Origin of the sequence: Nitrospira sp., assembly GCA_029194665.1 — a bacterium.
Lineage (GTDB): Bacteria > Nitrospirota > Nitrospiria > Nitrospirales > Nitrospiraceae > Nitrospira_D.
Window position 1 is genome coordinate 407562 of sequence record JARFXO010000004.1, and the last position, 25255, is coordinate 432816.

26 protein-coding genes are annotated in these 25255 nt (G+C 54.9%); 18 read left to right on the plus strand and 8 right to left on the minus strand.

Annotated elements, in window-relative coordinates; genetic code table 11:
- Positions 1–501: 501 nt before the first annotated feature.
- The gene (locus P0119_15320; protein ID MDF0667427.1) at positions 502–1185 is read left to right on the plus strand and encodes an Abi-alpha family protein; all 684 of its coding nucleotides are present in this window, start codon (positions 502–504) and stop codon (positions 1183–1185) included.
- Between the two features lie 149 nt (positions 1186–1334).
- The gene (locus P0119_15325) at positions 1335–1757 is read left to right on the plus strand and encodes a hypothetical protein (protein ID MDF0667428.1); all 423 of its coding nucleotides are present in this window, start codon (positions 1335–1337) and stop codon (positions 1755–1757) included.
- Between the two features lie 12 nt (positions 1758–1769).
- Here the strand turns inward: P0119_15325 and P0119_15330 are convergent, their stop codons facing one another.
- Together P0119_15330 and P0119_15335 are read right to left on the minus strand one after the other, a co-directional pair.
- Positions 1770–2243, minus strand: a complete 474-nt coding sequence (locus P0119_15330; protein ID MDF0667429.1) for an IS630 family transposase — start codon at positions 2241–2243, stop codon at positions 1770–1772.
- Positions 2194–2598, minus strand: a complete 405-nt coding sequence (locus tag P0119_15335; GenBank protein ID MDF0667430.1) for an IS630 transposase-related protein — start codon at positions 2596–2598, stop codon at positions 2194–2196. Before P0119_15335 ends, P0119_15330 begins: the two co-directional genes overlap by 50 nt.
- Positions 2599–3094: 496 nt before the next feature.
- On the opposite strand from P0119_15335, the gene P0119_15340 reads away from it, so the two are divergent.
- Together P0119_15340 and P0119_15345 are read left to right on the plus strand one after the other, a co-directional pair.
- Complete coding sequence (locus tag P0119_15340; protein MDF0667431.1) at positions 3095–3286, plus strand: hypothetical protein; 192 nt, start codon at positions 3095–3097, stop codon at positions 3284–3286.
- Positions 3283–3765, plus strand: a complete 483-nt coding sequence (locus tag P0119_15345) for a hypothetical protein (protein MDF0667432.1) — start codon at positions 3283–3285, stop codon at positions 3763–3765. Before P0119_15340 ends, P0119_15345 begins: the two co-directional genes overlap by 4 nt.
- Before the next feature lie 65 nt (positions 3766–3830).
- Here P0119_15345 and P0119_15350 read toward each other — a convergent pair whose 3' ends face one another.
- The 3 genes from P0119_15350 to P0119_15360 all read right to left on the minus strand — a co-directional run bounded on the left by P0119_15350 (position 3831) and on the right by P0119_15360 (position 5222).
- Positions 3831–4253, minus strand: coding sequence for a hypothetical protein (locus tag P0119_15350; GenBank protein MDF0667433.1), 423 nt, complete (start codon positions 4251–4253; stop codon positions 3831–3833).
- A 229-nt stretch (positions 4254–4482) separates the two neighbouring features.
- The gene (locus tag P0119_15355) at positions 4483–4785 is read right to left on the minus strand and encodes a hypothetical protein (GenBank protein ID MDF0667434.1); all 303 of its coding nucleotides are present in this window, start codon (positions 4783–4785) and stop codon (positions 4483–4485) included.
- A gap of 89 nt (positions 4786–4874) precedes the next feature.
- Positions 4875–5222: a 4Fe-4S dicluster domain-containing protein gene (locus tag P0119_15360; protein ID MDF0667435.1), complete on the minus strand. Its 348-nt coding sequence runs from the start codon at positions 5220–5222 to the stop codon at positions 4875–4877.
- Between the two features lie 762 nt (positions 5223–5984).
- Here P0119_15360 and P0119_15365 point away from each other — a divergent pair.
- The gene (locus P0119_15365; GenBank protein MDF0667436.1) at positions 5985–7133 is read left to right on the plus strand and encodes an FAD-dependent oxidoreductase; all 1149 of its coding nucleotides are present in this window, start codon (positions 5985–5987) and stop codon (positions 7131–7133) included.
- Between the two features lie 101 nt (positions 7134–7234).
- Here the strand turns inward: P0119_15365 and P0119_15370 are convergent, their stop codons facing one another.
- Entirely contained in the window at positions 7235–9040 is a 1806-nt protein-coding gene (locus P0119_15370) for an OmpA family protein (protein MDF0667437.1), read from the minus strand.
- A 568-nt stretch (positions 9041–9608) separates the two neighbouring features.
- On the opposite strand from P0119_15370, the gene P0119_15375 reads away from it, so the two are divergent.
- The 9 genes from P0119_15375 to P0119_15415 all read left to right on the plus strand — a co-directional run bounded on the left by P0119_15375 (position 9609) and on the right by P0119_15415 (position 19711).
- Positions 9609–10574, plus strand: coding sequence for a hypothetical protein (locus P0119_15375; protein ID MDF0667438.1), 966 nt, complete (start codon positions 9609–9611; stop codon positions 10572–10574).
- 509 nt (positions 10575–11083) lie between these two features.
- On the plus strand, positions 11084–11734 hold the full coding sequence (locus P0119_15380) for an isoprenylcysteine carboxylmethyltransferase family protein (GenBank protein MDF0667439.1): 651 nt from the start codon (positions 11084–11086) through the stop codon (positions 11732–11734).
- Between the two features lie 117 nt (positions 11735–11851).
- Positions 11852–12139, plus strand: coding sequence for a hypothetical protein (locus P0119_15385; GenBank protein MDF0667440.1), 288 nt, complete (start codon positions 11852–11854; stop codon positions 12137–12139).
- 259 nt (positions 12140–12398) lie between these two features.
- Positions 12399–14009, plus strand: coding sequence for a DUF2235 domain-containing protein (locus P0119_15390; protein MDF0667441.1), 1611 nt, complete (start codon positions 12399–12401; stop codon positions 14007–14009).
- A 590-nt stretch (positions 14010–14599) separates the two neighbouring features.
- Positions 14600–14824 carry a hypothetical protein gene (locus P0119_15395; protein ID MDF0667442.1) on the plus strand — a complete coding sequence of 75 codons (225 nt, stop codon included), beginning with the start codon at positions 14600–14602 and terminating at the stop codon, positions 14822–14824.
- Entirely contained in the window at positions 14821–16284 is a 1464-nt protein-coding gene (locus P0119_15400; protein MDF0667443.1) for a class I SAM-dependent methyltransferase, read from the plus strand. Before P0119_15395 ends, P0119_15400 begins: the two co-directional genes overlap by 4 nt.
- A complete protein-coding gene (locus tag P0119_15405; protein ID MDF0667444.1) occupies positions 16281–17981 on the plus strand; it encodes a hypothetical protein in 1701 nt (566 codons plus the stop codon). Before P0119_15400 ends, P0119_15405 begins: the two co-directional genes overlap by 4 nt.
- A 426-nt stretch (positions 17982–18407) precedes the next feature.
- A complete protein-coding gene (locus P0119_15410) occupies positions 18408–18755 on the plus strand; it encodes a DUF3574 domain-containing protein (GenBank protein ID MDF0667445.1) in 348 nt (115 codons plus the stop codon).
- A 161-nt stretch (positions 18756–18916) separates the two neighbouring features.
- Positions 18917–19711: a hypothetical protein gene (locus tag P0119_15415; GenBank protein ID MDF0667446.1), complete on the plus strand. Its 795-nt coding sequence runs from the start codon at positions 18917–18919 to the stop codon at positions 19709–19711.
- Between the two features lie 127 nt (positions 19712–19838).
- On the opposite strand, the gene P0119_15420 is transcribed toward P0119_15415, so the two are convergent.
- Entirely contained in the window at positions 19839–20261 is a 423-nt protein-coding gene (locus P0119_15420; protein MDF0667447.1) for an HIT family protein, read from the minus strand.
- Positions 20258–20980, minus strand: a complete 723-nt coding sequence (locus P0119_15425; protein ID MDF0667448.1) for a hypothetical protein — start codon at positions 20978–20980, stop codon at positions 20258–20260. Before P0119_15425 ends, P0119_15420 begins: the two co-directional genes overlap by 4 nt.
- Positions 20981–21104: 124 nt before the next feature.
- On the opposite strand from P0119_15425, the gene P0119_15430 reads away from it, so the two are divergent.
- The 4 genes from P0119_15430 (at position 21105) to P0119_15445 (ending at position 25255) form a co-directional block, all read left to right on the plus strand.
- The gene (locus tag P0119_15430; protein MDF0667449.1) at positions 21105–21920 is read left to right on the plus strand and encodes an HD domain-containing protein; all 816 of its coding nucleotides are present in this window, start codon (positions 21105–21107) and stop codon (positions 21918–21920) included.
- Positions 21917–22342 (plus strand): secondary thiamine-phosphate synthase enzyme YjbQ, encoded by a 426-nt coding sequence (locus P0119_15435; GenBank protein ID MDF0667450.1) that lies wholly within the window; start codon positions 21917–21919, stop codon positions 22340–22342. The genes P0119_15430 and P0119_15435 overlap by 4 nt, the downstream gene beginning before the upstream one ends.
- Positions 22335–23453 carry a trypsin-like peptidase domain-containing protein gene (locus P0119_15440; protein MDF0667451.1) on the plus strand — a complete coding sequence of 373 codons (1119 nt, stop codon included), beginning with the start codon at positions 22335–22337 and terminating at the stop codon, positions 23451–23453. The genes P0119_15435 and P0119_15440 overlap by 8 nt, the downstream gene beginning before the upstream one ends.
- 65 nt (positions 23454–23518) lie before the next feature.
- On the plus strand, positions 23519–25255 hold the full coding sequence (locus P0119_15445; GenBank protein ID MDF0667452.1) for an AAA family ATPase: 1737 nt from the start codon (positions 23519–23521) through the stop codon (positions 25253–25255).

A 25255-nucleotide genomic window follows, 5' to 3' on the forward strand; every position in this document is an offset into this window, starting at 1 on the left:
AATCCTCCTTCTTTCGTAAAAAGTGAAAGGTGAAACGTGAAACTCAGCACTCACCACTTGCTTGGGCTTGTTGAGATCCACATCCTTTCGGTTGTTGGTTCGTTGTGCCGGCGAAGGATTGCGTGAGCAACGGGAATGCCAAAGACGAAAAGTTGGAAAGTTGAGAAAGTTGTGGGGAAAGTTCGGGGGGTAAGTAATTGGGCAAGACTGGAGAAAGATGCGGGGAAGTTGAGACCATCACGCCATGCGAGGATCGCCCCGCAAAGAAGTAAGGCAGGCAAATGTCTGTAGCCCGCTGGTGGGTTGTGAGCTTATGCATGGACTCGTGTTCTGCCGGTTCGTTTATGATCCAGTGACGAATGACCTCCCCCGTTGCAACTCGTTGAAACGGAAACGGTTGTGGCGTATTGTCACGGAACCATAGTGGCTTCGCGTACGACAGAGATTAGTGGATCCCGGTCTTATGCGTATCGGTCTAGGCCATTGCTAACCGGTGTGAATATGAGCGACGAATCCAAAGCCGTTGAAGAAGTAGCCAAGACAACTGGCAAGGCCATTGACGCAGGGCGACAACTTGGAGGTTTTCTATCCAAGTATGTCGGCGGCTCGATTGAACAGGCGATGGGCATTGTCGAAGACAAGCTGAAATATTTGCGTTGGGAGCGTCAAGTCCGATTAGTTGAGCGTGCTAATCAGTTCCTAGCCAAGAAGGGGCTATCAAATCCGAGTCGGAAAGTTCCACTGCAGATAGCCATCCCTTTAGTTCAAGGCGGCTCTCTCGAAGAGGATAACGAGCTGCAGGACAGATGGGCGACTCTTTTGGTTAATGCAGCTGATGCCTCTTCAAATGTTGAGGTTCGACGAGCGTTTATCAGTATTTTGGAGGACATGACTCCTTTGGACGCCTTGCTACTTGAAAGGATCTATTCATCAACTGAAATTCTGGACGTTAATGCAGAAATATGGACGACATACTTACCCGATCGCATCACGCTGGAAAAGCCCAATCAGGAGAATCTACGGCCTCCAAATCACGTGGAAATATCCCTCAGCAACTTGGCGAGGTTAGGGCTCATTGCTACTGCAATGGCATGGGGAGGATTTGCCATGTTTAGCTGTGTGTACCGAACTGTTCTTGGCCGTGAGTTCCTGAAGGCCATTTCAATTGGCAAAGATAGCTCTTAACCCGACAATAAACCGGACCGTAGGAAAACCCGCGCAAGCCGGTTATTCTAGGTTATAGGAATTTTGGGGGTTACACCTCGATTTTATTCGGATTGGCTTATAACTGTTAGACGAGGTCAGTGGTAAACGTAAACGTGCTGGAATCTAAGGTGCCACAGAAAGCCAATCTCAGACTTGCGCTTCATGACAACGGGAAATACCAGCTGATTCTTGCCGCGAATGTAGAAGGCTTCGACATCTATGTCTGCCCGCATGGAACAAAGAACAAACTTCGTAGCAGCTGGCACGAGTCAGGGAAGGTACATATTCACACGCCGGTTGGGCGCAAGATCGGCGACGCTCAGATAAGGCCAGAAAATTTCACTGGCAAGGTCAACCTTTATCAGGGCGGGTACAGTGGTTCTGATTGGTCTTATCGACCAAAACAAGACTCTGAAACTAGGCGCACCCTATTGATTGAAAAGCCGCGACCTGGGCGTCCGTTGAACTGTGCAATCTGGGCAGTTGAGCGAGGCAGAAGCGATTTGGTGAAAGAGGTGCTAAGTGAATACGATGGTTCGCGGGGATTATAGCTAAGCCCATAGTTATGAATAGGCCTTCACGATCTGATCGAGGGTAGCGGTTTCATGGTATTCCCTGCGTTTCTTGAGGGCAGCGAAGTCCTGTTCGATCGGGTTAAAGTCGGGAGAGTACGGCGGCAGGAACAGCAGCGTGGCGCCGGTGGCCTCGATGAGCGCCGCCGTCTCCGACGATGTGTGAAAGGCCGCGTTGTCCATGATCACGAGGTGCTGGGCATTGAGACGCGGGCACAGCCTCGTCTTGAGCCAGGTGTTGAAGACCACCGTATCGCACGTCCCCTCAAACAGCAGTGGTTCTTCGAATCGCCCATCCATACGGGCCGCAATCAGCGAGGTCCGTGGCCGGCGCTGCCCGGAGACCAGGCCGTCCACGCGGTGACCCTTCGGTGCGTACCCATACCGCCGCGCCGTCGACGACGCAAACCCGCATTCATCGATATGGACGGGTCGTTTGCCACGGCGAAAGAACCGCTCGCGCAGGCGCAGGAATTGTTTCCGTTGCTGCGGATCGCGCTCCTGGTACCCGATCCTTTTTTTTATGGGTCAACGCCAGTTTGTGGAGTGCGTTCCAGATGCAATGCCGGGACACCTGGAAATGCCGTGCTCGCTCCGCTTGTGTCCGATCGGGATGGACTTCCACATGACGACGCAAGGCGTCCCAATCCAGTTTGTGGGGTCGTTGTGGGCCGGGACGCTTGTATGCTAGGCCGCCGGGCTTGAGCCAGCGGTAGACGCTGGCCTCGCCCACCTTGAATCGCCGAGCCGCCTCGGCCTTGCTGCCACCACTCCGGACAAAATCCACGACCCGTTGGCGCAAATCTGATGAGCATCTCATGCCCCATGATCGCAAAGTCCACCGTCAATGTCCATCAGTAATTGAGGGCTTGGCTATAACCCTTGTGGCACATCTCATTGCGGACTGGACACAACCAAGTCTGTTAGCTGTGGTGAGTAAATTGTCCGATATCGCATGGGCTTCCTTAAATGCTGCAGTAAAAAATCCATAGCACATCGCTGTGGTCAGGATTATCATGGGAGCTAGGGACAGGCATGACTATTGACTTATTTGTAGATGGGGACGAGCAAAGATTTGAAGAGGCGGACCCCGTTTCTTCTAATCAGCCCGTCATGCGGTATTGCTGAATCAGTTTGATTCGATGATCTGAATCACGGCTGCTCGGACTCTGACGTCTCGCGGAGTCTCACTTTTCCGTACCTGTACCTGCCCGGTCACTCGCGCGCGGTCCCCATCCTTCTCCAATGCCTCAGCTGTGACGGCTGGGATTCATAGGGTTGACAAGTGATACCTCTGAGGGTAACACTCGATTACGATGAAGGTTCGCGGGGGTGGGTATGTCTTTATCACCTTGAAGGGCGATCATTCTCCCCGCCATGTACATTGCTATCGAGACGGCGTACTCGTTGTGAAATGGGATTTGGAGAACATACAGCCGATGATCGGGAAGACGTCGAGACGAGTGCGCGCATTGATTAAAGAATTGGACGACGAGGGGATGCTATGAAGATTCGATCGGTGATGTGTAATAACCGCAAAAAGGTATTTCAAGTGAAGGCCTCAAAAGGCACGCTGCTGTTTCCCTATTCGAAGGTCGAGGTTCGTCCGAGCAGCAGCGATCCGGTCGTCAGTGTCTTTGTCGATAAGGAGTTGGGAGGAGAGGGGTTCACCTATGTCTTGGCATCCGGGAAGGAAGGTACGGTTCATAGCGAGCAGGTGTTGGAATACAATCAAGCCCCATCCTTCTTGAGAGATGCGGTGCTGTACAAGTTGACGATTGAAGCGCAGAAGCGGATCGAAAGCAGTCCGCTCTCAAAACGGGAAATTATCAGGCGGTTGCGCACATCGGGGACGCAGTTGTACCGCTTGCTTGATCAAACCAACTACCGTAAGTCAGTCGATCAGCTTCTCTCGCTGCTCCATGTTCTGGACTGTGATGTCGATCTGCTTGTCAGGAGCAGGAGCTCGTCCGGAAAGGCAGCCTAGCTGGGCACTCCGAGAAGCCGGTTTGTTGGTCGCATTAGATCTGCAGCATAACCTGAGAGAAGGTGTTATGACAGGGGTGCCTCTGACGACGCGCCCACGAAGTAGAGGTGTTTCTCTCCGGTGAGATGCTGCGGCTGGACGATGTAGTCGCCTGTCATCGAGGGAATCCAGATGGACTTTGCCACCTTCATATTCCCTCCCGTCAGCGCCCAAGTGAGGCCGCCCACGATGCCTCCGCCGATCGCATAGGCCATTTTCGCCGCACCATAGGGAATGGTGAGAGCCCAGCAGGATGCTTGGAGCCCGGCTGTCTTGGGGCTGGACAAATTCGACGAGTTGGACGAGCCCGATGGCGGTGGACTCATCTCGGAGATGTCTTCACCATGAGCCAGTACAGATTCCTCTGTGACGACCAGTAGTGTGCAGAGGGTAGCTCCCACAAGGAGCACCAGCCTGGCCTGCACCCATGGAAAGCGATTCGTGTTCATGTCTATTCTCCAGTGGTCAGACTTGTCCAACAAACGAAACCACCACGAGTGCTCGTCTACGGCGGGCTAGATGGTTCTTTAATTATTCAAACAGTTACCCTCAATGCCTCGCACGTCGCAAGGACCGTAGAGGAGATCGATGAGAAATTTCCTTTCAGCGTGACCGTTTCTGTGGAGACTTGTAGATGACACAGAATAAAAACCCACCCTATGGAACCGGAAGTTTGGTTTATGGTTCGTCTTTAGAGGACTCCTCGCTCTGTTTGAGCCAGAGTTCAAGAAGTCTTGTCTCGCGTTCAGACTGGGAAATGTGTTCCAGCGCGAACGCGCCCGTCAAGCGATCTTCATAAAAAGCCCTTTGCTTCGCGTAGGTTTTTTTAAAGGCTTCCGTCTTAAGAACTTTCCAATCGGCATCGGATATGCCGGCATGGGAACGCAAGAGGTTGATCTCGATGGCTTGGAAAGCAAAGACTTTGGCCAACACCTTAATGACGGTTGCATTTGTCATAAACCTTGGAACTTTGTCAGCCATGAGGAATCGTTTCGGTAAGCCCGAGGCACACAGGACTCTAGCGGCGGCGTTATCAGCGTCGCAGAGTCGGAACCTCGAAGTGAAAAGGATCAGTTCCGCACGCCGCTCCACACTTTTGCCGGATCGATCGGCTTGTCAGGATTGAGTGTCTTCGCTTTTTCCAGCAGGACATCGGTCCCCTCCGGATAAGCTGGGTCAGAAATACAACAATTATCGACCGGACAGACTGCCGCACATTGGGGTTCGTCAAAATGGCCGACACACTCGGTACACCGATCATGAGTGATCACGTAAATATTATCCCCCACTCCCTGGCCGTCGCCCACATGATTGCCCTTCCCCTCAGCATCGCTGCGAGTTTCGAAGATGGCCTCGTTCGGACATTCCGGCAGGCAAGCGCCACAGTTGATACATTCGTCGGTAATCAGCAGTGCCATGATTCGAGCCTCCTTATATTCTAAGATTGAACAGGGCGCCGTACGTCCTCTTTATCCTATTTCCCGCAAGGTCCCCTCAAGAGATCTCATCGTGGAAGTGTACTCATGACCATATCACTGAAAGCGCAATGAATATGGCAGCCAAGCTGTCTGATTCGGGTTTTCACTAGATCAATAGGATACGCATGTTGCACCTTCATACGCGCTCCTGTCAATGCGGTGGTTCGAAAGGAGAATTTTTGGGGGAAGAGAAGTGGGGGCTTGCCTCGTAATAGGAGTCTGAGTTCAGGGGTGGGCCCCGTTGATTCGGCTCAGGCTGTCATGCGGGCACCGCTGAATCAGTGTGATTCAAAGATCTGAATCACGGTTGCCTGCACTCTTACGTTGCGCGGAACCTCACGCTTCAGCACGTGTGCGACGCAGGTTACGCGCCCCCGATCCCCATCCTTCGGAAACGCCTCAACCACACTCGACTTACGGCTTCCCATGACTTTCACGGGCAACGAGCCCGTCTCATCCTCCAGTACGAAGCGTAGGTGGAGTATGAGGTTCGGTCTGGTTCTGTATAGCTCAACGAGATAGAATAGGTGCCAAGGGCTGACCGCTACCTATCGAATTCCCTGGAGCGCGCTACCGCGTTACCCCTCTGAGGCAACAGCAGTAAGACAGCTTTCTCGACGGCGAGAAACGAATGAATGAAGCGCGGGGATGACCCCTTAAATATTCTTCCGGTTCGGTTGATGGCGCACAGGGTGAAAACCCATGAACTCGTACGATGTCTCCATCGTCGGCGCCGGTGTCGTCGGATGTGCGATTGCCAGGGAATTATTGTGTCGGTGCCGGGCCGCCCCGATCCGTATCCTCGTCCTCGAACAGCACGAGCGCCCCGGCGAAGAAACCAGCGGGCGCAATAGCGGCGTCCTTCACAGCGGGATCCATGAACCTCCCTTTTCTCTGAAAGAGCGGCTCGCCGGCGAAGGTTGCCGGTTGGCGACGGCATATGCTCTGGAACATGACGTTCCGTTACTCAGGGCCGGCATGATCATCGCTGTGTCAATGGAGGACGTCCGTCGAGGCCTCTGGCGCGACATCTCTATGTTGCGGCGATTGTGGTTCAACGCCTGGAGGACGAAAACGACGGTGAGGTTCATGGCGCCCTCCGCCTTACGAGCTTGGGAACCGTACCTTCACGCCTGCTGTGGCATCGCCATTCCGAGCGTCTCCGTCATCGATTCTCAAGCCTTCGTGCAATCGCTCAAGACCGAGTCAGAAGCGGGCGGCGCAGAATTTGCCTTCAACAATCGGGTCACCGGCGTCGAGGAGGCAGCTGGCTCGTATCTCATATCCACCGACCGCCAACAGATCCAGACCACCTGCCTCATCAATGCGGCGGGACTCTATGCCGACGAGATTGCGGCACTGGGCATGTCCTACAAGAAATATGTCATCAGCCCCCTGAGGGGTGAGTATTACGAACTGGTCACTCCCGAGAAGCAAAGCCTGATCGGGCGTCCGGTGTATCCTGCGTTACCACCTCAAGCGACCGGGAAGGGAATTCATTTTAGTCCCCGTCCAAACGGACGGGTGTATCTCGGGCCGAACGAAATGCCCATCACCGACAAAGCGGATTACAGCTCGCGCAAGACGCCGCCTGGTTTGTTCGTTGAAATCTTGCAGAAATTCCTTCCCTCGCTAGACGAACGCGATCTTCGTTGGGCCTATTCCGGAATCAGGCCGCGTGTCGTGACGAATAGCCGTGCCAAGAGCGACTTCATCATCTCGGTCGATCGTGAAGATCCCCCGTTGATTAATCTGATCGGCATTGAATCACCGGGGCTCTCTGCCGCCTTGGCGCTCGCACGACATGTTTGCGATCTGCCGTCCCTTCGGAGCCGGTTTCCGTCCGCCTAATTCTCCTCCCGGCTTCATGACACCTACGAGCTGGGCGTGGAGTTAAGAGGTCGGGTACCTTTGTCTCCGTCATCATCGCTTCCGTAACTGTCAACGAAAGGTCACCGTTTGACAGGGGAATCCTGGGGTTTCTTACCTGCTTGCGCTTTTCCGTCGCCCACAGTGCCACCCGGTTCCGGCCACTGAGTAATCACGATTTCCATTCGCCGGTTCCTACTCCGACCATTTTCAGTATCATTCGTCGCGATAGGCTTGCTATCTGCGTACCCCACTGCTTTGATTCGGTCGGCCCCTAGCCCGCCGCTGACCAGTACCTGAACGGCATGGTCGGCCCTGGTCCGAGAGAGTTCGGCATTATCCCGAAAGCCTTTCCGAGGGTCGTTCCGGAGCGGCTGGTTATCGGTGTGCCCGGCTACCTCTATGTTCTGGTAACGGAATCCATGCAAGACGACGCCGATCCGCTCAAGCAGCGAGGCGCCTCCGATGGTGACCGTCGCGTCACCTGGGGGGAATAACTCACCGGCTGCCAATGCGAGGGTCAATCTATTTCCCCGCTGCTTCAAGGCAGCACTGCCCTTCCTGAGTTCGGGCTGTAATAGGTTCGCAAGGCTTTCGCTTACTTTGCCGAGCTCGCTATTCGATAGGAATGCTTCCCCATCATCTGCGACCTCAGAGTCTGGTCCGAGCAGGTTGGTCAAGGAGAGATTGTGATCGATAGGTAGCAGCGCAAGCGAGGGAGGTTCTTCTTGAGCGGAAGGTGGCGTGGTTTGTTTGGACGAATTGAGCTCAAGCTCCGCCAGCAATTGCTTTGTGCGCACAAGTTCCGCGTCTTTTGCCGTGAGTTGAGGGTTGAGATCCGCCAGCTTTTGCGAGGCTTGTTTGAGGTCCTCCTTGACCTGTGCCAGTTCTTGGTCTTTCTTCGCCGTCTGCTGTTCCGCTTCGGCGGTGCGGCGCTTGGCCTGGGCCAGTTCCAGTTCTTTTCCCGCTATCTGCTGTTCCGCGTCGGTGACACGACGTTTGACCTGCGTCAGCTCTTGCTCTTTCCCCACCGTCTGTTGTTCGGCTTCGGTGACACGGCGCTTGGCCTGCGTCAAATCCTGCTCTTTTCCCGCCATCTGCTGGTCCACTTCAGCGGCGCGGCGTTTGGTCTGGGCCAGTTCATGCTCTTTCTCTGCCATCTGCAGTTCGGTTTCAGTGACACGGCGCTTAGCCTGAGCCAGTTCTAGTTCTTTCCCGACTATCTGCTGTTCCGCGTCGGTGACACGGCGCTTGGCCTGTGCCAGTTCCTGCTCTTTTCCCGCCATCTGTTGTTCAACTTCGGTGACACGGTGTTTCGCCTGCGCCAGCTCTTGCTCTTTCCTCGCCGGCTGTTGTTCGGTCTCAGCGCCTCGGGCCTTCGCCTGCGCCGGTTCTTGTTCTTTCTTCGCCATCTGTTGTTCAACTTCGGCGACACGGCGCTTGGCCTGCGCCAGTTCTTGCTCTTTCTTCGCCATCTGTTGTTCAACTTCGGCGACACGGCGCTTGGCCTGCGCCAGTTCTTGCCCTTTTCCCGCCGATGCCAACTGTTGCTCGAGTTCGGCAATACGGCGCTTGGCCTTGTTGAACTCCTCAGTCTGGGACGCAAGATCATCTCGAAGCTGCTTGGAAGTCTCGTGGCCGCTGGTTATCAGGGCTGCGAGCTCATTATCCTTGGCATGCAGCTGGAGAACGAGCTCACCGATCCGTTGCTTGAGTTGTCGCTCGAGCTCATCGATTTTGTGCTTGGCCTGCTGGAGTTGATTCCTCGCCACACTCAATTCGTCTTGCGATGACTGGCCGTCTGAATCTTCAACAGCCATGGAAACCGGGATGTTTCCGCATAGCATGACGATGGAGACAAGAGCAAAGGCGGATAACCTGATGATCATGTTTCACCCACAAATCGATAAGGTGCGGTGACCACAAATGGATTCCCCGCCAATGGGCCTCACTTCACTCATGTGCGCATGAAATCCGCTCAGGAGGCTTAGGCGGAAGCACCTGAATCCAAGCCTAAACCGATGTTGGCGCGTTCCCCTCTTTATGAAGGAAAAGAAAAAGCGGGAAAGAGATCGTATCGCCTTCGCGATTCACTTTGCAACGGGGTGTATGGGGTCATGACACGCAAGACTGCGGGCGGCGAGAGGAATCTGGAACAGCCATCGAAATGAACAATCTGGAATCCAAATGGTGTAAAAAGCCTTCACCGCACCGATGCACCGTATTTTCTCTGGCAATTTGACAACGTATTCGCGAACGGATCTGCGAGGCAGAGACCGAATCCCATCACAGGTTGATGCTCTGATATAGGTTCCAGCTTCCCGCCTTGAATCTGATCGTCCGTCTCGCTAGACTTCGTTCCGCTCGAGGCGTTCTGCTTTTTCGGAGGTTACCCAGATGACGGTTCGCCCTCTTCCTCACGCATTCATTGTCTTCGCAGCATTGGTCTCAGCAGGGATGAGCCCTTCGGAGGCAGCCGACCAACCGCAACAAGTGAGAGCAGCGTGCGAGAAAGGCACTGCAACAGCATGCAACTCCCTCGGGTTGTTGTCTCTGAAAGGGGAGGGGGTGAAGCAAGATGACACTCGAGCTGCAGCCCTTTTCAGGAAAGCCTGTGACGGCGGGGATGCGGGTGGTTGCTCCAATCTTGGCGTGATGTATGCCGAGGGGATCGGGGTTCCACAGGACGACGTTCAAGCCGCTGCCTTCTCTCGGAAAGCCTGTGACGGTGGGAATATGAAGGGCTGCTTCAATCTTGGCGTGATGTATGCTGAGGGGACCGGGGTTCAACAGGACGACCTTGAGGCCATCGACTTCTATAGGCAAGCCTGTGATGGGGGGCATATGAAGGGTTGCTACAACCTTGGCGTGATCTATGCTGAGGGGATCGGAGTCCCACAGGACGACGCTCAAGCCGTTGCTTTCTCTCGGAAAGCCTGTGACGGTGGGAATGCGAGGGGCTGCTACAACCTTGGCGTGATGTATGCCGAAGGGGCTGGGGTCCCTCAGGATGACGTTCAAGCAACTGATTTCTATAGGAAGGCCTGTGACGGCGGGAATCCGAGGGGCTGCTACAACCTTGGCGTGATGTACACTGAGGTCCAGCAGGACAACTTTCAAGCCGCCGACTTCTATCGAAAAGCCTGTGACGGTGGAAATGCGAGGGGTTGCTCCAATCTCGGTCTGATGTATGCTCAGGGGACCGGGATCAAGCAGGACGACATTCGAGCCATCCACCTCTACAGAAAGGCCTGTGACGCTGGGGATGCGAAGGGCTGTATCCATCTCGGCATGGTCTATCAAGTTGGAAGGGGCATCAAATCGGACGATACTGAAGCACTGAAGTATTACGGGAAAGCCTGCGATCTCAGGGAGCCAAAAGGCTGCTCTCATTACGCAAAGTTGAAGACGGGTAGACGGTGAGCTGGTCTGTGCTCAAGACCATCATGAGTTCATAAAGCAGAACAGAGGCAGAGAAAAACAGAGGGTCAGCGGCAGTAAAAAAGAGCGCTAAATTCCTATCAAGCCATCCGAATTTCTTCCCACCGGCCCTGTTCGATTGCGTCAATCAGAGCCTAGCGCTTTTTAACAGAGCTTCTTGGCCACACGTGAGGAGGGTTACTCCTTTGTCCCCGTTGAGGCCCTGTTCCTCCATCCTGCTTATTGACCATGAGCGGCACTTGCGGTTGTCCGCTCGAGCACGACGAGGAACTGAACCGCTCAGCAGCCTCTCGTGCTGACTACTCCCCCGGAGAAGAGTAGGCAAGCGTGGCCAGGTCCCTTTCCAGTCTGGACAACGCCGGAAGGAAGAGAGCCGTTCTCAATAAGGGCCGACTGACCTACTCTGGTTCGGTACGGTATGGTGTAGCAATTGAAGGAGGCTGCCGCCTTTCTGTTTCGACACAGGGCACATGACGGCAGAGAGAGGACACATGGATAATGACGCAGCCTACGGGGTGTGGTGGCTCGTCCTCATTAATTCCCTGTTCTTTATTCTTTTTGCGCTGAGCTTCACGCGTCCTCGGACCGGACGTGATTGGCGATCCCTTGGAGTCTTCTCCGCGTTTATCGTGGCCCTATTTGCGGAGATGTATGGGTTCCCCCTGAGCTTGTATCTGCTTTCGGGGTGGCTGGCGAACCACTATCCGGAGGTCGATCCGTTTGCTCACGACACCGGCCATTTCTGGCATGTCTTGCTCGGCATCCCTGGCCCCGCGCACTCTGATCCAGTGCATATTCTCAGCGAGGTGCTGGTTTTCATAGGGCTGATCCTGCTGGCGGTGTCCTGGCGCGTCTTGTATCGGGCGCAGCGCGAGCAGACCCTGGCCACAAGTGGAGCCTATGCCTTGGTCAGGCATCCGCAGTATGCCGCCTTCATCATCATTATGCTGGGTTTTCTTCTCCAGTGGCCGACCTTTCCGACGCTGGTCATGTTCCCTGTGCTCGTGGGGATGTATGTCCTGCTTGCGCACGAAGAGGAAGCAGAGGCTCGTGCGCAATTTGGCGAGGCCTATGAGCAGTATGCGGCAGTGACCCCGGCCTTTGTTCCTTCATGGAAGCGGGTACGAGGACCCGAAAGCTGAACGTAGGAAAGCCTGGTCCATGGATGGGGCAAGAATCATGAGCGGAAGGGCAGGATGGGTGCTGTATAACCCGCCTGGGTGTTATGGTACCGTGCCTACCTCCATGGAGGAATTACAATGATATTCAGACGGCCGGAGCTCGAAAAAGATAATCCGATCGCTCCTGAACCGTATATAGGTCCGCGCCGACGGCTGGCGCTGGCTCGAGTCTCAGCATCGAGGGAATTTACGGAAGAGCATGATTTGAAAAAGATGTTGCAGGATTTAACGCTGGCGGCATCCCGTTATGTGGACAGTTTGCAGAAAAAGAAGAAAACAGAGAAGAAGCTGAAGATACTGCAGCATGCGATTGCACAAGCCGAGAGAGTGCTCGACGAACCGGAGGGTAAGTCCGTTTGCTTCTGAAACCTCGTACGGTCACGCGGTGATCCAGCTGCCCCGCCTTGAATCATTTCCGATACAGTCTGTTATCCTTATAGATACAGAACCATCGTTGTAGCACTCTCCCAACCTCCGTTCTATTTCGTAAGACCTTAATATAGAAGCAGATACTTCTCCAGTCCCTCTGGTGCAAAGTTTGCTGATACCACAAGTGGAACGTCTTTCTTGTACTGAAGACGAGTCAGCGGCGGAGTAAATCCGGGGAGAAGACGGGGAGGATCGCATGTCAGGGAAAAATATCGTGTTGTGTTCAGATGGAACAGGCAACACCGCCATCAAAGCGCGGGGGACCAACGTCTTCAAACTGTACGAAGCGGTTGATATCCAGGGTCATAAGTACGACCAGACCTTGAGGCCGCAAGTGGCATTTTATGATGACGGAGTCGGCACGTCGCGGCTGGCTCCGGTCAAGTTGATCGGCGGCGCCTTCGGCTATGGGTTTCGCAGGAACGTCAAAGAACTCTACATGGAATTGATTCATGTCTACGAGCCGGGCGACCACATCTTCCTCTTTGGGTTCAGTCGGGGAGCCTATACGGTCAGGGCTCTCTCGGGGCTCATCCAGTACTGCGGCATTTTGGATGTGGGGAAAGTCAGCCATGCGGCACTCAAGCATTGCGTGAACAAATGCTGGACGGCGTTTCGGCGCGAGGCGTTCCAGAGGGTGACGGAAAGCGAGCGGCGGAAGAATCAGCCGTCGCCCGACAAGGTCAAGCAAGACCGAGCGCGACGTGAAGCGTGCGGCGCGATCATCCACGATGAACATGCGCCAGATGGGGCTGTGACCATAGATTTTGTGGGAGTCTGGGATACGGTCGGCGCAGTCGGGATGCCGTTTGAGGAGCTACGCGATCTGTTCAACTGGATCTATCCCATGCGGTTTTCTGAATTGACTCCCAGCAGCCGCATCATCCGTGCCTGCCACGCCTTATCGATCGACGACGATCGTCGGACTTTTCACCCGGAATTGTGGAATGAAAAGGACATACCTGCTGCTCAGGTTGATCAGGTATGGTTCGCGGGTGTGCACTCCAACGTGGGAGGCGGCTACGTGAAGCACGGCATGTCTCTGGTGGCTTTGGATTGGATGATGGCCGAGGCTGAGCTCTGCGGGCTACGTTTTATCAAGGCGGACCGCGAGTACGTCCACACACACCAAGACGTGCATGACGAGCTCTATGATGCCCGTGCTGGCTTAGGCGCGTACTATCGCTGGGAGCCGCGTGACATCGTGAAACTCTGTCGCGATCACCATATGGGTTTGCCGAAGATCCATGTCAGTTTGTTTGAACGGATTGCCAACGGCACGGGGTGCTATGCTCCCATCAATCTTCCCGTTCAGTGTGAGGTGGTCTGTACAAATGAGGAACAGTCGTGGCCTTCGGACCGGATTCTGTGGACGATTGAGCGTGAGATTGGGCGTGGTGAAGAGACAGGCATGAAGCCGGCAGGGAATGAGTCTCTGCTGGAACGCATGACCGGAACCATCAAGAGCGGAAAGATGTCCTACTACTGCTTCGTGGCGGCCTCGATCCCTGCCGTCGGTTGGTGGTATGCCTTGCCGCCCTTTCCACAGGCTGCGGAGACCGTAGCTCAATGGTGTCCCTATCCCAATCTCGTGATCGGCGGCATCTACGCCTGCCTTGGTGGGCTGGTCTGGTGGTGGTCCGATCGGGTCGACCGACGGATGGACGTTGTGGCCCAGAAGCATTGGCAACCGCGTCGTGAAGCGCTACGGAACATCTTCACGGAGGCTCGAACGCGACGGGAATTGGAGCAAGCCGAGGGGGGAACATCGACAGAACGAGAGCCAGGTAGTTTCGCATTGAGGTAGGATGATGGGTCTCTGTGCATCATTCCTCGGGTGTCACAGAATAAAACTCGGATAACAAGCCCTCGCCAATCGGGTTGGGAATGGGCAATAGGTGGGCAAGAGGACAAGAGGAGAAATAGATCTGCAATCGAGTGAGGAGCGGGGTTCAACAACGACCGCCATCTGTGATTACTCCTTTTCCAAGCCGATGATTCGCTTCCGTCCGCTTGATATCCATTTCGATACACCTTTTTATCTGCTGAGGATGCGGCTGTGTAGATCTATCGGGCAGGCGGCTTAAAATTACGGAGTGAGACTTTGGACTTGCATCGTGGTACCCGAAGCGCGTAGCATGCCCTCTTCGCAGTAGTAGGATTCATAGTTGACGATGTCGGGTGCTATCTAATGCGGTCTTCCCTTTTCTCTTTGATGTGGGTCGGTCTTTGTCCGCGGGGTCCTACCTAGAGTGTCGGACGTTTGTCCTCTCTTGCAAAAAATGCGCGTGTGGATGCAAGGAACCTATTGGTCCAGGTTATTTTCTTCTCTGACTAAGCAAGCCCATCCGAATGGCTGGACAAGGTTCACCCTTTAATCAAGTTAGGAGACACATCATGCTGAAATGGTCGACAGTTGGAGCGTCTGGTAGCCTGTTCATTCTTCTCAGCAGCATCTTCGTCTCTGATGCTCATGCGTACATTGATCCCGGAAGCGGGAGTGCCTTACTCCAGCTCATTCTCGGAGGTATCGCCGGAATCGGGGTTGTTGCCAAGTTGTACTGGGATCGAGTCAAAACCAAGTATCACTCCTGGTTCGGTCGAAAGAACGAATCGTCATGAATAAGTCGACGATGGCCGACACTCGACCTACCAGGGTAGGTGGGTCTTTTAGAGATCCTAGTGGGTACGTCTATCGCCATGGTGACCGCATTTTTCGTACCGTAACCAATGCGGGGAAAGAGCAATTCGACTTCGTTCACCAGTCCGGACTCTTCAAGTTGCTCATGCGAGAGGGACATCTCTTGCCTTTCGAGCTCATTGAGCGGCCTCTTTTGTCGGATGGAGATGACGAATCAATATCCTATGTGCTTGAGGTGCCGAAACTCACGTTTATATCGTTTCCTTACGAATGGCCGTTTCCAGCTCTCAAGGCCGCGGCCCTGTTGCATCTAGATATTCAGCTGACTGCTCTTGACCACGGCGTGACACTGTCTGATGCCTCTGCATACAATATCCAGTTCATTGGCGCCACTCCTACATTTATTGACCATCTCTCATTTCGGAGGTACGAACAGGGCGAGATGTGGGCGGGGCATCGGCAGTTTTGCGAGCAGTTTCTGAGTCCGCTCTTGTTGCGGTCGCTGTTCGGCATTTTCCACAACGCCTGGTATCGTGGGAGTCTGGAAGGGATTCCGGTCGTTGAATTGAGCCGGTTACTAACCTGGCGGCACTACCTCAAGAAGAATTTGTTAACGCATATTGTTTTCCAGTCCTGGCTGCAACGATCGACTGAGTCCACTTTACAGGGGCAGGGTCTCGACAAAAATGCCGTGAGAGAGGGGGGCCTCCCCCGGCAAGCGTATCGCAAGCTGCTCACCGGCCTGCGCGATTGGATCAGAAGCATTGAGCCTCTTCAAACAAGCAAATCGACTTGGCAGGACTATGCCAAGGATAACTCGTATCAGGCCGCCGAATCGGGTGAGAAAGTGGCCTTCGTGCGCGACTTTGCTGCGCAGCATCGCCCTCGGCAGTTGTGGGATTTTGGTTGTAATGCTGGAGTCTTTGCCAAGGCGGCCCTAGAAGGCGGCGCCGAGTACGTGGTCGGGTTCGATTTCGATCAAGGTGCACTCGACGGTTGCTACGCCGAGGCACGTAAAGATCAGCTTCCTATCCAATCAATTGTGATGGACATGGCCAATGTAAGCCCAGACCAAGGGTGGCTGGGAATCGAACGAGAAGGGCTTGGTGCCCGTCGATCCGCGGATGCCCTAGTGGCTCTCGCGGTAGTGCATCACCTGGCTATTTCACGGAACATTCCTTTTGGGGAGCTCTTGGATTGGCTAGTGGACCTTGCTCCTTGTGGGATCATCGAATTTGTCCCAAAGACAGATCCTATGGTGAAGAAACTCCTGGCGCTTCGGGCGGATATCTTTGAAGCCTACACGTGGGGATTTTTCACGGATCGCATCGGCCAAAAAGCACGGATCGACCGTGTTCTACAAGTCGGGCAACACGGCCGCACCCTCGTGAGTTACATCCGGCACGGATATGAGGGAATCCGCCGAGAGCATCCCCTGTGAATCCGGAGCAGTCCTCGGAGACGTTCTGGCTCGACCACAGAGTATTCCTCGCGATTACCTTCCCGTTCCTCACGTTGCTCAGTCCCTTTGCGGTCTACTTGACGAAACGGGACTATCCCCTGATGAGTCCCGAAATCTTGCTCATCCTTGCGGGCATGTTGTGTGTGTCGGGGGTGATTGGGTTGTTCCGCTGTGCCGGCGGAAGACTCGTATACGCAATGAGTGTGAGCGGCCTTCTCGCTGTTGCTGCCGACTATCAATTTGAGTGGGTTGCACAGAGTCGCACCATTACGCTTCTTGTTATTTTTGGAATACTCGTGGTTCTGATGCGACGTTTCGAAAAGACCATGACCTTGGCAGTAACGGCGTTTCTCTGTGTGTTTGTGATTTCGACCTTCCTGCGCAATGGATTCGGGGACGCGTCCGATCCTGTCTTGGCTGCGCCACGCATGGATGCGACGACAGATGGTCCACCCCGGCTCATCCATCTCATCCTGGACGAACATCTTGGTGTCGAGGGAATCCCCGACGATACCGACTATGCCAGGGAGCTGAAGCGCAAGATCAAACAATTCTATCAACGTTACGGTTTTGAGCTGTACGGTGGAGCATACAGTCATTACCTCGACACGGAAGACTCAATCCCGAATCTGGTGAATTTCTCAGCGCAAAGCGTCAACATGGTATTTCTTACGGGTGAGCGCCCTCCATACGCCTTGCAGCAGAACCGCTATTTTCAATTGCTGAAAAGTATGGGGTATCGGATCCATGTTATACACGGGGACTATGTAGATTTTTGTTCGAGCCCAGATGCGCAGCCGCACTCCTGCGCTAAATTTGGATGGTTTACCTTGAGTAATGTGGCGAAGCTGGACATCCCCTTACTTACGAAGACGACGACGGTGCTGGCTAGCTTCGTGGCCAGTTACACTCGATATCAAGCTATACTGGATCTCTATGAACAGCGGGCACGTCCGCTCTTGCTTTCGCGAGGGGTGGTCGGTCCGGCCATTGATCGTGAATCTCTCTGGACAAAGCGACGCCTTCACCCATTTTCGGTGAATGCGCTGGTGGCGATGGACGCGGTATCCGACAAGATTCAGCAACTGACGCCGGGGCACATGTTGTTTGTGCATCTCATGCTTCCGCATTTCCCCTACGTGTATCGGGAGGATTGTTCGCCGCGGGCGATTCCGGAATCAATGGATGACCTGGAGGGCGTTCCTCTGGAGTTGCGCACTTCCGAAGACAGAAGGATTCGTTACGACCAATATTTGAGGCAGATGGGGTGCCTCTATGTCAGGTTGGATGAATTGTTCCAGATGATGCAATCGTCCGGAATATTTGATGATTCAATCGTTATGGTTCATGGGGATCACGGTGGACGCTTGGGCCTCCGACAACCGATAGCGAAGGAGCAAAGCCAACTGACGCCGATCGATTATAGAGATGGGCTATCCACGCTGTTTGCCGTCAAGATCCCTGGGGAGCCGGGCGGCTATGATCCTTCATTGCATGCCATCGACGAACTCCTGGTTGAGACTCTCGGCAGAGCCTTCGGCAACGTTCCTCCACTCTCAGTTCCACGGCCAGAGCCGTTTGCTTATCTAAGGGACAAGTATCGAGGAGAACAGTTGCTCCTGGACATGCCATGGGATCCGTTGAACGCACTTGATAGGCCTACCGCTGTTCAATAGCAGAGACTTCACTCCTGAAACCACGTGAAGAGGTCTTTGAAATCGGCTGCTCCAATGGCCGTATCACCGAATATCTGTCCGCAAAAGCCGGTTGTTCAACTTTGGGGTGATTACTCGGACGCTGCTATCACCCAGGCTCAACACCTTACCCGATCTGAAGGACAAGCTGACCATTCAATGTGTGGATTTGCTTGCCGTCGAGAATCCCGGCGAAAGGTGCGACACCATCGTCGCGGTGGATTGCATTTATTTCATGGGCCACTATCTTCATAAGGTGTGGTGAGATAGAAACTCGGGAGCCCGATCTTCTGGCGGGTTGATTCAACTGGTCTGATCTATCCCAGAGAACCAATAGTCCATCGCAGCATGCTTCAGAATCCATTAGGCGTTTTGCTGCTCCTCGTCTCGATCACAGGCTGTGGGGCAATGAACATGGCGCCGTGCAGCGCCGCTGGGCAGCTTGCAGTGCAGGAATTGTTGTATTTCGGTACGGCAACGCCGTCCGGTCATGTCACGCCGGAGGCTTGGACGCAATTTCTTGGCGAGATAGTCACTCCACGTTTCCCCGAAGGACTCTCGACCTGGCGGGCCTCCGGCCAGTGGCGATCGGCCGCCGGTGAGATCATTCGCGAGCCCTCGTATGTCCTGAGTCTTGTTCATCCGAATGATCCCGCGTCGAACAAGGCCCTTCAGGATATTATCGTGACTTACAAGACGCGTTTCCAGCAAGAAGCCGTGCTCCGAGTCACGTCTCATACATGCATGTCTCTCTAGCCCTTGTCCGTCGGCTTTCCAGAAGCTTTCCAACTATTCCTTGTCTGCAAGTCTGTTGCTGATAGAGTTCTGTCGTGGGCAACGGGTCGTATTCTTTCGCCAATCCTTTGAGGAGTACTATGCGATGCCGATGTCAGAAACCAGTCTCTGCCGAGAGCTTCATGCCTCTGCGGCTGTTTGTATTTCTGATCGTACTCCCATTGTCATTCTTGCCGATTGATGGTGTCAGAGCTGATACGACGGTTCGTGTTGTCGAGACTTGGCCGCCCGGTGATCACGTCACGTTGGGGAAGAACCAGAATTTCTATCTCAGGCTGGTGTATGAGACGGACAAGCCTGTCCATATCTGGGCTAGGCCGTACTTCAACGGCAAGCCGGCCAATGTCGGCAGCAACCCTTCGCAGACATATTCAGGCAAGGGAGAGACATATGGCTGGTTCTTTTTTCATGCGCCCGGGGACATGGTGGATGAAGTCAGGATTACTGCGGGCGACGGTAGGGTCTCCAATACGCCCGTTGTCGTTGTGTGGCGCGGCTATGTCGTGGGAGGCAGCGAGGTGCCGGATGCACAGACTCAGCCGGCCTGGATTGCCGAGATGAACGCACGTGTCAAAGCATCCGAGGCCGAAGCCCATCGAGCCAGGAGGCAGGAGCCTGTCAGCGCCTCCGATCAAGCCCTCATGACCGGATTCCTCCTGGCCGTGCTCGCAACCGGGCTCCTAGGGTTTGGCTTGCCGGCCTGGGGAGTATGGCGATGGCACGGGGCCTGGAGAATCGCGGCGGCTGTTCCGGGCGCGATGATGGTGTTCGTCGTTATGCGAATCGTGGTCGACGGTCTCCGCGATCCCACTTCACACAACCTGTTTCCTTTCGAGATTCTCATGACAGGATCGATCAGCGTCGGGATGATGGCGATGTTGTATCTTGCACACAAGCTAGTCAGCAAGAAGCGCTGAGTCCGTGGAGGCCAGGACTTCGCAACCGGGCGTTCCTGTGTAACATTGTATCTCAGTTCCGACCCGCATGGTCTGCTTCTCGGGGGGAATTGTCGATCCTGCTGGAAGCATCGCTGCAACGGTGTTTCTACTTGCGAAGAAGGTCTGTAAGGCGGTTGATAGCTTTTTGAAGGGTCGCTCCCGTCAGAAGATGGGGCTCATGCGGTACCCTCCAGACCGGTTCCAGGGGAGCTGGATCGCTCGAGAGCCGGGGAATGATATGCCAATGAATATGGGGAAGTTGGTTGCCAAGGAGTTCATAGTTGATCTTTTTGACCTGGTAGACTTCGGCTAACGTCTTGGCTACCCGATTGACTTCCTCGATCAGCTGAGAACGTTCGGTGGGGGCAAGTTGGAATAACTCGGTGGCGTGGCGCTGGAAGACCACGACGGTCCAGCCGGGGAAGAATTGGTCATCATGGAGGTAGACCTTCGACAATCCGATGTCTGCGATGAAATGGTCCTGTCTTGGCCATATTCCGAGACAAGCTTTGCATGTCGGGTCGGTCATGGCTGATTCGCATTGCGCCATTCTTCTTCAGTCAAGACGCCTTTTTTGATCAGTAGTTGAATCAGCTTATCGACGGCCTTCTGATTGGCTGCCACTGGAGCCTCGGGAGCAAGTGTCGGTGTAGATTTTCGCTTTGCTTCGGGAGGGGGCCGCTTCTGTCCAAGAACCTTGAACGATGGGGTAAAGACCGCCACATAATCCCGATTCCTGATCCGGACCACGGCGGGAAGACTGTCGGTTTGTGGTACGAGGTCCGGGGAAGCTCCAGTCGGAACGTGGAAGTATGGCTTCCCATCGGCTGTTTGGCCATCTTGGTCCAGCACGTCGAATCGTTTCAGGAAGGACTCTCCCGTGAGCCCCTCTCGGTCCTCCCCGGCCAAGTTGGTAATCCTGTCCAGCACGATGATCAGTGAGTCGCTGATGATGCTATCCGGTGACAGGTTTCTGACAGTCACGTCGTAGCGATATTCGCTGGTGAAGTTGTCGCGACCCTTCAATGTCACGATGGCCTGTACTCGTCCGGTCAGATCGGTCAATTGGTCCAATGATCCGGCGAAGCCGCACACCGGTTCCATGGCAATGACCGAAGCTGCGACGAGACAACAGGTTTGTAACCAGTACACCATTTCCATGTACTTACGTGCGCGCCAATAGGTAAGCATAGCAAAGTCCATGATATTGGGCGAGCCGATTTCCCACGACTCGCCTTGACACGTCATTTCGACCGACGATATTCTCGCCTCGGCTCGCTTGATCAATAAGCTCTCGCTACGAACTATGGCTCTATCCGATTCCCGTCGACGGGAAACTCTGGAAGTCTCCCGTTCTCTCGCGAAAGCCCTCATGAAACTCTACGATTATCCGGACCCCCATCGAGCAGGGCGAACAATCCGCGGCTATGATCGGCCACATGCCATGCGAACGGCGAAGATGTGTGTCACCGTCGCCGATCGATTAGGCCATCCGCGCAACCGGATACGGCTCTATCACATTGCCTGCCTTTTGCATGACTTGGGTCGCGCCGGCCTCGATCGGCAACTCTTTGGAACGATTTGGTCTTGGGCCAAGCAGCGGGACATTCCGACGAGACCTCGTGAATGGCGGGCGATTCACCCGGAGACGACGTATGGCCGGGAGACGGAAGCCTTCGTTTCCTTGTATCGCCAGGATCTGATCGCCTCCGGCGTACCCATGGACACGTGGGCCGTCGAGCAGATCGAAATGCGGCTGGGCTATGCTCGACGCCTTGCCAGACGATTGCGTGCGGTGAAGCCGGAGCTGAAGACACTTGGTATCGAGTGGCAGCCTTGGATGCAGCAGGTGATGCTGTATTACTACTATCCAGAGCAGCTGGCTAAGGCAAAGGCATGGGTGCGGCAATTGTCGGAGGTCCTCGTTGCCTGCGAACAGTTTGAGGCCTACAGTAATCAGCGCCGGGGACGCGATTATTATGCTCGGAACAAAGAGAGCTTGCCGGAGGCTTTTGCCTATCTCGACAAGCTGGGGCAAGAAGGCATTTTGAGCGGACAAGTCTTGAGCGCCGTACGATTGCTGACGGCTGAAGGCGCGTTCGATGCTGTCCTGGAAAAAGCGCGAGGCAAGCCACTGACGCGGAGCAACCGCCGTTACCTTCGCAGCCTTGCGGATTGGAGAGGATGATGGCGGTCCACACTGTTTCGCTGACGATCCGTATGGAAGGCGGCACGCAGGTCGATAACATCACGAAATCCGTTGCCGATGCGTTGGCTGGTTCCCATCTTACAGCCGGAATTGCGACGGTCTTCGTCAAGCACACCACCGCCTCCGTCTTGATCATTGAGGACGAACCAGGGATTCGCGCAGACACGAAAGCGTTTTGGGACCGGCTCATTCCTCCTGACCCCCGCTGGCGACACAATACGGTCAATCCCGGCGAAGACAACGGCCACAGCCATCTTCGAGGGCAACTTCAAGGGCCTTCCATCACCGTTCCATTTGCAGCCGGCAGACTGCTGCTCGGCACCTGGCAACAAATCGTGGTGGTGGATTTCGATACCCGCCCCAGAACCCGAGAACTTGTCGTGCAGGTTCTTGGTGAATAGCCACGCCAAATTCATGACGCTCCTCCTGGTGACATCGATGCTTGCCTCACCGATCAATGCGGCGGAATGGGGCAAGCCGCTTGGTGCCGTCTATGACGGGCCTGAAGGGAAGCCACGCCCGGTGACGCCCTCTCCGGTTGAACTAAGCGCCGATGAACGATCAACGATCGCGGTGTTTGAACGGGCGACCAAATCCGTCGTGTTCATTGCCAACACAGCAATACAACAAGATGTCTGGTCGCTCAACGTCATGGAAGTGCCTCAAGGGTCAGGGTCCGGTTTTGTGTGGAGCAAGCAAGGCCACATCGTCACCAACTTTCATGTTATCTATGGTGCCGACGCGATCAAGGTTACGTTGGCCGATCGGAGTGAACACCAGGCGAAGCTGGTCGGGGCCGATCCCGATCACGATCTGGCCGTACTCCAAATTCAGGTGCTGGATGGTTATCTGGAGCCGTTGGCGATCGGTGCTTCGCATGACTTGCGGGTGGGGCAGAAGGTACTTGCGATCGGGAATCCATTCGGGCTCGATCATACCTTGACGACCGGAGTCGTGAGTGCGTTGGGACGAACCATCAAATCCCTGTCGAATCGGACGATTGAAGGTGTAATCCAGACCGATGCGGCGATCAATCCTGGTAATTCGGGCGGTCCTCTTCTCGATGGGGTTGGGCGATTGATCGGCGTCAATACGCAAATCATGAGTCCGAGCGGAGCCTATGCCGGGATTGGTTTCGCCGTTCCCGTCGACATGGTGAATCGGATCGTTCCGGAACTCATCAAGCACGGCAAGCTCATCCGCCCGGGGTTGGGTGTCTCACTCGTGCCGGACGCAATGGCGAAGCGATGGGGGATCAACGGAGTCATCATCGGCAAAGTAACACGCGGCGGTGCGGCCGATCGCGCTGGGCTCAAGGGGGCTCGTGAAACCAGGATCGGGCGGATCCGACTCGGCGACGTTATCGTCTCGGTCGCTGGAAAGACGGTGACTACCATTGATGACCTGATGGACGTGATGGAAGCGCACAAAGTCGGTGAAGAAGTGAGCGTGGAAATTGTGCGGGAAAATCGGCGTGAAAAAGTGTCGGTGACTCTTCAGGCGGTCAATTAGTGTGAAGGCATTGCAGGACACCTCTGTGTTAGGATCATGTGGTCAAGCGTCGTGAGGGACCAGGTATGAGTGATCGCAGACCTCCTGATCAAGATCATTTCAAGGATCGGAGAGATGAGCCATCGCAGAAGACCGGCACCGATCCGCTCGAATTGATTGAGCAATGTTTGGCCGCATTTCCGGAGGGGGATGTTCGACAGAAACTGCTATATAAGTTGCGTCATGCGGTGACGCTGTCTCAAGCCGCCCATCAACAACGTGAGCTGGAATTCAAGAAAGTGAGCGAGGTCGTCGCCAAACTGACGGCACCGGCCAATCGTATCGGCACCTTACTTGATGTTCCAGATGAAGGACTCGCCCGCATCGTCGTCGGTGGGGCCGAGTATTATGCCAACGTGGACCCCCGGGTCCCCGGTACGGATCTTAAAATCGGAACGCAGGTTCTAGTCAACGAAGCCTACGCCGTGATCAGGACGCTCGGGTACGATCGTACCGGCCCTATCTTGAAATTGGCCGAGGCCATGCCCGACGGACGATTGCGGTTTGAGCAGGAGATGGGCCGGCAATCGTTGATCTTGCAGAGGTCGACCGATCTCGTCCCTGCGGAGCTCAAGGCAGGCGATGAAATTCGCATTGATCCCAGCCATCGTGTGGCGATCGAAAAAATGCAGGATCGCAAAGCAAGCCGCCATCTTCTCGACGAAACCCCGAAAGTCACTTGGGATCAGATCGGCGGGCAGGACGAGGCGATCGCCGGCATCCGAAAGGCGATCGAGTATCCGCTGTTGCATGCGGAGACGTTCGAACGGTTCAAATTTTCCCAGCCGAAGGGCTTTCTGCTCTATGGCCCGCCTGGATGTGGGAAGACGCTCATCGGACAAGCGGCAGCCGGTAGCTTGGCCAAACTGGTCAGTGAATCAAAGCAGGAACAGACATCTGATACAGCTAAGCGCTCGCCGGTGATAAGCGGAGCATTTCTGCATGTGAAAGGGCCTGAAATCCTCAACATGTGGCTTGGAGAATCCGAGCGGATGGTTCGGGATCTCTTCGAACAGGCCCGGGCGAGGCGCAAGGACGGCGCCTTGCCGTTTATCTTCATCGACGAGGCGGAGTCGATTTTGGGGACAAGACGCGCCATGCGCTCCTTCAATATCTCGAATACGCTCGTGCCGATGTTTTGCAGCGAAATGGATGGGATCGAATCGCTACGTGACGTCGTCATTATTTTAGCCTCCAACCGCCCTGATTTGATCGATCCGGCGGTACTGCGCCCAGGCCGGATCGATCGGAAAATCAAAGTGAGTCGGCCGAACAAGGACGCTGCAGCCGAGATTCTGAAGGTCTATTTGACTGTGGATCTGCCGCTGGACTCAGTGCTGGTGAAAGAGCGAGGCGGTGAGCAGGTGCAGGCAGTGGCCTCGCTCGTCGAAGACATCATCGAGTCGATCTTCCATCGAACGGAGGATAATCGGCTGCTGTCGATCCGGCTCAGGAGCGGGCAAAACAAGGTGTTGTATCGCGGTGATTTGGTGAGCGGAGCTATCTTGGCCTCGATCGTGCAGCGTGCCAAGGAAAAGGCGATCGATCGTACCGTTCAGTCGGGGCAGCAGTCAGGACTGCAGGCCAAAGACCTCTTGGATTCCGTCTCAGAGGAATTTCGAGAGGGTGACATGTTGCCGCCTGACGATGCTGCGGAGGAGTGGCTGAAGCTGCTGGATCATCACCCGGAACAGGTGATTGGAATTTCCTCGTTCCGGCGGGGGCGTCAGACGGAAGAACGACCCGTGAATCAGATCATCTAA